Here is a 7,386-nt window from a genome sequence, read left to right as displayed (position 1 = left end):
AAACTCTCCAAGATATCTTGAAGCTATTTGAATAGCTCATTATTTGTTGTCGTTACATTTAAGTAACTTTGAATTATGGTTGGTTTTGACTTTGTCAAAACCCGCACTCTGGCATATGTTCAATCGTATTGATTGATTACCTATCATTGTTCAGTTTTCAAAGATCTGTTATCAGTTTCACGCTTCAGTGAAGCGCCATCTGACGACTTGATTATAATAACATGTGAACATTTTCATGTCAACACATTTTATAATCTTTTTTGAAGTTCTTTTGAACCTCTAAGTGCATTACTACACTCATTAAGAAACAGTCGCTCGAACGACTGTATGCATATTATAGTATAACCAAAATATAATGGCAACCCCTAATTCTCAATTTCACACAACTTTCATTACAGGTTCATTTTACATTCCAAAACCAAAAGATTGATTTTATACAACCAATTATGTATAATGTAGCTGTAATATAGACTTTTCCGCTTATTCACTTCTATATTCTGATGTGATTCTATATTACGAATTAGTTCTATATTATAGTATTTATAAATAATACTATAATAGTGTGAGGAGATTGAGTATGAAATTATCCAAACGTTTATTATCCAAAACAGTTGCTATTGCTGCGGTATGTGCAACTATGGCCACTGCAGCCTTTGCTGCACCACAAGGTACATTTGATACCTCTGAAATTCAAATTACAGGCGAAGCCTCTCGTTCTGTAGCACCTAACTATGCGATTTTAACACTTGGTATTACTAGTGAAAACACTAATATCAATGCTGCAAAATCTAATAACGATCGCATCATGAGTGATTTAATCAGCAAGTTAGGTCATTTAGGTATCGACAAAAAAGATATTTACACATCTAATATTTCTATTAACCCTACAAGTGATTATCAAGATGGCAAACGAATCAACACTGGTTATAGTGTAGCAAATCGTGTGACTGTAAAAATCAACAATCTCGATAATGTAGGAAAGGCTGTTGACGCTGCTGTTAGCGCTGGCGCCAACGATATCAACAACCTTTCATTCCAAAATGATGTATCTCAACAACTATCTGATTCTTTAACTACCGAAGCAATTCAAGACGGTCGTCATAAAGCTGAGGTTATTGCTGCAGCCCTTGGTCGTACTTTAGGCCCTGTAAAAACTGTTTCTATTAGCACACCACAAACAAGCTCTATGGACTCCGGTTCCTATCGTAACGCCGTAATGTTAAAAGCGTCTCTCGAAACTGCTACTCCTGTTGAAAAAGGATCATTAGTAGTTTCTCAAGACGCTAATATTACTTATTATTTACAATAGAATTTTCTGGTACCACACCTTCGTGGACCGCTACAATGCCGCCTGTCAATTCATGATAGGTGGCATTTTCATATCCTAACGATTTCCAGATTTCAAGAATCTCGCTTTGATGAGGATATCTGCGTAAGGATTCTGGCAACCATGCATAAGAGGAATTATCCTTACTTAACTTACCTATAATAGGTAATATATAGGAGAAGTAGAAATTATATAACTGTTTAAAACCAAACATGCTTGGCTTTGCGAGTTCTAACACAACTACTTTCCCACCTGGCTTTACAACACGTTGCATTTCAGATAACACTTGTTTAATATCTGGCACATTACGCATTGCAAATCCGCTCATAGCAGCATCAAATGTGTTATCTGCATATGGTAATGCCATCGCATCACCTTGAACAAGATTAACTTGATCTATTAAACCAGCATCTTCAATGCGTACACGACCTTGATCAAGCATCTCACTATTAAAGTCCAAAGCCTCTACTTTTAATGTTGGTTCTTGACGTAACGCTTCCTTTGTAAACACACAGGTACCACATGCTACATCAAGCACACGTTGGTGAGGACCAATATTCATTGCTTTTACAGAGAATTTGCGCCAAAAATAATCTTGTCCAAAGCTTAAGACTGTATTCATTAAATCATAGTTTTTTGCAATATTAGAAAAAACACCTTGTACAAATTGCTCTTTATCGGCATACGTTTTAAATTCTTTAGTATTCATTATGGTCCTTTCACTAATCAAGAACTATATTCAAACTCTTTACTCGCATAGTATATCATACTATGCCCCCTATCAAAAGAATCCTATTATATATACTATATATAGTAATTATGTAATAAGCACATATTTAGTTAAAACCATATATTCACTACTGTTAAAATTAGTATATTACAAAATAAATATCGTTATCAATCACAGTAGATCTAATTTAACTATATATAAATGACTATGATATTATCTATTGCCACCATCCTGTGTTCGTTGTATAATGACATATGTCCATGACGAAAAGATATCTTTTCCATGGTCTTTTATTAGTTTTTATTAAGTATTGGAGTGTACTATGAATCGATTTGTAAAAACAATCAATAGAGTCAGTCTAATCCAACAAATTATCATAGGTTTGATTATTGGTATTTTGACAGCTCTATACGTGCCAGATGTGGCAAATGAATTAGCTTTATTAGGCGTTCTCTTTGTTGGTGCTTTAAAAGGGATTGCACCAATTCTCGTATTCTTTCTTGTAATTGCAGCCATCAGTAAACACCGTTCTGGCCAAAAAACAGGGATGGGCTCTGTAATCACATTATATTTATTAGGTACATTCCTTTCTGCAGCACTTGCTGTAGTCGTAAGCTTTATGTTCCCTACTACATTACACCTTGCAGCTAGTGCAGCCGATGCAGCTCCACCACAAGGTATCGTAGAGGTAATGAAAACACTTTTAAAAAATATTGTTGATAATCCAGTAAAAGCCTTGATGACTGCTAACTATATCGGTATTTTAGGCTGGGCACTTATCATTGGTGGCGCTTTACGCCATGCACCAATGAATACTAAGGAAGTAATGGAGTCTATCGCTCAAGCTATTACAACTGTAGTAGGTTGGATTATCCGCTTTGCTCCTCTTGGTATCATGGGTCTCGTAGCTGACTCTATTGCTACTAACGGTATTGAAGCTTTAATTGGTTATTTCCAATTACTCGTATTACTACTTGGTTCTATGATTTTCGTAGCATTAGTAGTAAACCCACTTCTATCTTTTGTATATCTTCGCCGTAATCCATATCCATTGGTTTTCAAATGTTTACGTGAATCTGCAATCTATGCGTTCTTTACTCGTAGCTCTGCTGCAAACATCCCTGTTAACCTCGATTTAGCGAAACGTTTAAAACTTAACCCTGATATGTATTCCGTATCCATTCCATTGGGTGCAACAATCAACATGGGTGGTGCAGCGATCACAATTACAATCATGACATTAGCTGCTGCCCATACTCTTGGAATCGTTGTAGATATCCCTACAGCAATTCTCTTATCTGTTATTGCTACTATCGGTGCTTGTGGTGCTTCTGGCGTTGCTGGTGGTTCCCTACTTCTAATTCCTCTTGCTTGTTCTCTATTTGGTATCTCCAATGACATCGCAATGCAAGTTGTAGGTGTAGGCTTCATCATTGGCGTTTTACAAGACTCCACTGAAACAGCACTTAACTCCAGTACAGATATTCTCTTCACTGCTACTGCAGATTATGCGAAACGTGGCTATCACGAAAACTGGAATTAAATATAATTTTACAATCATACCAAAGACGGTCCTTCGGGACCGTTTTTTTGTATTAAAAGGTCCATAATTACTAGATTACTATACGACTTATAAATATATTCATTGTATAATATAAAGAACATACTTTATAAATCAACATAGGTATCAATATTAATCATATACGTTTATATTAATTACAATCGCCTATATTGATTTTCTTCAATATAGTGTTATAATGGAGTTAATAATAACTATTAACAGATATCAATAGAAAGGAATCAACATGAAACAATACGATATTATTGTGGTTGGTACAGGTGGTGCAACCATCGTAGCTGACGCTGCGCTAAAAAAAGGCCTTAAAGTGGCCATCATAGAAAAAGGTAAATTCGGTGGCACATGCCTAAATCGCGGTTGTATTCCTACGAAAGTAATGGTTACAGCAGCTAATGCCATTCAAGAGGTAGAAGAGTTCAAAAAAATAGGCGTCAATGTTGGCGATGCAACTATGGATTGGGACACTGTAGCTAAACGTACATGGCATATGATTGACAAGAATGCAGGCATCTATGATTACTATAACGCTTATGACAACGTAGATGTATATCGCGGTGCTGCAAGTTTTGTGTCCGATAAGGTTATGAACATCCACCTTAACGATGGTTCTAGCATTGTAGAAATCACAGCACCAACAATTATCCTAGGTACTGGCGGTTATAGTAATGTACCGAATGTACCAGGCCTTCAAGAGGCAGGTTTCCTTACTAGTGAAAGTCTCTTTGGCGATAAATTCCCTAAACAACCATACAAATCCCTTGCTGTACTCGGTGCAGGTCCAATCGGTGTTGAATTCGGTCACGTATTTGCATCCGCTGGCACAGAGGTAACAATTCTTCAACATAATGTACGTTTAGTACCTAAAGAAGACGAAGAGATGTCCGAACATCTTCTTCAAAACTACCGAGCTCGTGGTATTAATGTAATCTTAAACCAAGACACTGTTGAAATCCGTCAAGAAGATGGTCTTAAAGTTGTAGTCACTAAAGATCGTAGCACTGGTGAAGTTACAGAAACTAAGGTAGAAGAAATCCTCGTAGCAGCTGGCATTCGTCCTGCTGTAGAAGAGCTCCACCTCGAAAATACAGGTATTGAAACATGGCCAAAGGGCTGGATTAAAACAAACGAGTTCCTCGAAACATCTGTTGATGGCATCTATGCCTTAGGCGATGTAAATGGTGAACCAGCATTTCGTCATCGTGCGAACTATGAAGCTGATATTATTGCCCACAATCTATACTTTGCTAAAAACGAAGAAGATTTCCGTTGGGCACGTTATGATACATTGCCAAAGGTTACCTTCTCCTACCCTGAAATTGGTAGCGTAGGTCTTACTGAAGCAGAAGCTATCAAAGCTGGTTATAATGTAGGTGTAGGCAAAAACTACTACTCCTCCACAGCTAAAGGCTATGCAATGGGTATCAACCCTGGCGATGTAAATGACGGCTTTGTTAAAATCGTGGTAGACAAAGATACTAATCACATCCTTGGTATGCACGTAACAGGTCCTCAAGCGTCTATCCTCTTCCAACCATATGTAAACCTTATGAACAGTGGTGTAACTCCATTAACAGCAATTAATGAAGAAATCGCTTCTGAACGTACTAAACGCTTACGTGAAAAAGGTATTACTCGTGAAATGGATCCTAAATCCGTTATCACTGTAGGTGAAACTATGAGCCCACATCCGTCCTTAATCGAGGTTATTATGTGGACACAAGCATACTACGAACACCGTTGGCAATAATAAATATATAACCATTATATAAATAAAAGAGCTGAAGATTTTATCTTCAGCTCTTTATTTATAATATCGCTAAATAGATTAACGACCCATATCAATGGTGTTATCCCAAATAATATTTGTTTTACGACCGTCGAAACCTTGATCTGGTTCAGGAGGTAATTTACTAGATTTAGATTGACCTACATAAGCCCCTGTTTCAGCATCTACAGTAACTACAGTCTTTTTACCATCTTGATGCATTGTCATATAGTATAGAATCTTACCTTCATGAGCTTCGATTTTCCAGCCTTTTACAACTGCATCAGCACCAAGTTGTTGTTTTGCAACGCGCTCAGCTTGAGCTGCTTCGATGACTTTATCTTTATTGAAGATTTCACCGATAACTTTCTTAGGTTTGCCACCTTCATCCATATCAGAAGTATTACCAGTGATAACGTCGATTTTCATCTTATATTGATGATATTTACTATAGCCTACTACTTTGTAACCATAGTTCAAATCATTAGAGTTAAGCTCTACAGAATGAAGTGCTGCATTAGGAAAACGGTTTTGGAAAATAGTACCAATTTTACTCATAGTCATAACCATGGATTCCCCTGGTGCACGTTGTACAGAAATATCAGTACTTGTTTCTGGTTTTGTTTTACGTGCATCTGCCACACTAGGTGTAGCAACGGACAATACGCCAACTGCCAATACACCAGTTAATGCCATAGAAATCAACTTTTTATTCATTACATATCCTCCTACTATATACAATGCTTTCACCTATGGTAAAAGCCATCCGTATACTAGAATTACTATAATTTTGTGCTATACGCAACAGCACACAAAACATACATAAATAGATATATTATTTAGACAATATACTATAAACCTTCATTCGATGCAAGTCGATCGTTTACATCAGTCATAAGCAATTTGTAACATGTTGCCACCAAAGGTACGCCAATCAACATACCAGTGACCCCCATTAAACTACCACCTACGATAACGGCCGCAAACACCCACAAACCAGGTAAGCCAACGGAATTACCTACAATCTTGGGATAAATAAAGTTACTTTCAATTTGATGAAGAACCTCTAATATAATCACATAGATTAATGCATCCATAGGACTAACAGTAAGTAAGATAACTGCGCCTATAACGCCCCCTACATAAATACCTAACAATGGAACTAATGCAGTAAGACCAATAACACAGGCAATCGTAGTAGCATATTCGATGTTAAATGCCCACAATGAAATGCCCACCATAATACCTAAAATCAAGGCATCTATAAACTGGCCTACAAAGAAGTTACTGAACGTTTGAACAGCTACGCGTGTGACATAACTAACACGGTTAACCCACTCATCAGATGCATAGGCTTTTAGGATTCGTTTACCTTGCATCATAAGTCGCTCTTTATCGAGCAACATATAAATGGCAAAGATTAAACCTAAACCTATATTCAAAGTCCAAGATAAGGCGGTCCCCATCGCATTAACTAGGTATGTACCACCCTTTGTGCCCCACTCGCGAGTATATTTAACAACACTTTCACCACTCAAGGTATCCATAAGTGTTTGATTGGAGGCCATTGGAATGGTTTCTGTAAAGTGTTGCATCCATGTTTGGAAATCTGTATACAACTGCGGCGAAGAAGCTACGATAATCGACATGGAATGAATCAATTGTGGAATCGCCATGCGAGCAATGAAATATACGATAGCACTGATAGTAACAAAGGATAATACAAGACTTAAAGGTCGTCTAATTTTATCTTTCCAACCAGTTTTACTCTTAGGCCACAGCCAGCGTTCATAACGTACAACGAGAATATCGAGGACAAATGCGATACAAGCACCTACTATAAGTGGAACAAAAGCAGTAACGACGGCATCAATAGCATTGGCTATATCGCTGATACGGAGCGCCATCATGATCATAACGCCAGCCAATATAATGGCCCCTATAAGCGGTTTGTAATATTTAAATCGTTTCATATATAACCTACT

At 37.3% G+C, this 7,386-nt stretch carries 6 protein-coding genes and 1 rRNA gene (1 of these 7 running past the window's edge); 3 read left to right on the top strand and 4 right to left on the bottom strand.

What is annotated here, in order from left to right:
* Nucleotides 1-14, bottom strand: a 16S ribosomal RNA gene (locus EL171_RS02200) (it extends 1,549 nt beyond the left edge of the window).
* 563 nt (nt 15-577) lie between these two features.
* Between EL171_RS02200 and EL171_RS02195 the strand changes: the two genes are divergently transcribed.
* Entirely contained in the window at nt 578-1,309 is a 732-nt protein-coding gene (locus tag EL171_RS02195) for an SIMPL domain-containing protein (protein ID WP_005388036.1), read from the top strand.
* Here EL171_RS02195 and EL171_RS02190 read toward each other — a convergent pair.
* Nucleotides 1,290-2,036 (bottom strand): ubiquinone/menaquinone biosynthesis methyltransferase, encoded by a 747-nt coding sequence (locus tag EL171_RS02190; protein WP_005388035.1) that lies wholly within the window; start codon nt 2,034-2,036, stop codon nt 1,290-1,292. The two genes, EL171_RS02195 and EL171_RS02190, sit on opposite strands and share 20 nt — an antisense overlap.
* A 343-nt stretch (nt 2,037-2,379) precedes the next feature.
* On the opposite strand from EL171_RS02190, the gene sstT reads away from it, so the two are divergent.
* Both sstT and EL171_RS02180 read left to right on the top strand, forming a co-directional pair.
* Nucleotides 2,380-3,600 carry a serine/threonine transporter SstT gene (sstT, locus tag EL171_RS02185; RefSeq protein WP_005388034.1) on the top strand — a complete coding sequence of 407 codons (1,221 nt, stop codon included), beginning with the start codon at nt 2,380-2,382 and terminating at the stop codon, nt 3,598-3,600.
* Nucleotides 3,601-3,862: 262 nt separating this feature from the next.
* Nucleotides 3,863-5,383: a dihydrolipoyl dehydrogenase family protein gene (locus EL171_RS02180; protein ID WP_005388033.1), complete on the top strand. Its 1,521-nt coding sequence runs from the start codon at nt 3,863-3,865 to the stop codon at nt 5,381-5,383.
* Between the two features lie 78 nt (nt 5,384-5,461).
* Here EL171_RS02180 and EL171_RS02175 read toward each other — a convergent pair whose 3' ends face one another.
* Both EL171_RS02175 and EL171_RS02170 read right to left on the bottom strand, forming a co-directional pair.
* Entirely contained in the window at nt 5,462-6,118 is a 657-nt protein-coding gene (locus EL171_RS02175; protein WP_024065438.1) for a hypothetical protein, read from the bottom strand.
* A 134-nt stretch (nt 6,119-6,252) separates the two neighbouring features.
* Nucleotides 6,253-7,374 (bottom strand): AI-2E family transporter, encoded by a 1,122-nt coding sequence (locus tag EL171_RS02170; protein ID WP_005388029.1) that lies wholly within the window; start codon nt 7,372-7,374, stop codon nt 6,253-6,255.
* Nucleotides 7,375-7,386: the final 12 nt, after the last annotated feature.

The sequence above is a fragment of the Veillonella dispar genome (assembly GCF_900637515.1).
In the GTDB taxonomy this organism is placed as follows: Bacteria; Bacillota; Negativicutes; order Veillonellales; family Veillonellaceae; genus Veillonella; species Veillonella dispar.
The sequence above is the reverse complement of the archived record's forward strand: the minus strand, read 5'-3'. Positions and strand labels throughout refer to the sequence as shown.

Bases quoted from the DNA above. Each gene is read 5' to 3' on its own strand.
- EL171_RS02195 (WP_005388036.1), top strand. From the start codon at position 578: ATGAAATTATCCAAACGTTTATTATCCAAAACAGTTGCTATTGCTGCG.
- EL171_RS02190 (WP_005388035.1), bottom strand. From the start codon at position 2,036: ATGAATACTAAAGAATTTAAAACGTATGCCGATAAAGAGCAATTTGTA.
- sstT (WP_005388034.1), top strand. From the start codon at position 2,380: ATGAATCGATTTGTAAAAACAATCAATAGAGTCAGTCTAATCCAACAA.
- EL171_RS02180 (WP_005388033.1), top strand. From the start codon at position 3,863: ATGAAACAATACGATATTATTGTGGTTGGTACAGGTGGTGCAACCATC.
- EL171_RS02175 (WP_024065438.1), bottom strand. From the start codon at position 6,118: ATGAATAAAAAGTTGATTTCTATGGCATTAACTGGTGTATTGGCAGTT.
- EL171_RS02170 (WP_005388029.1), bottom strand. From the start codon at position 7,374: ATGAAACGATTTAAATATTACAAACCGCTTATAGGGGCCATTATATTG.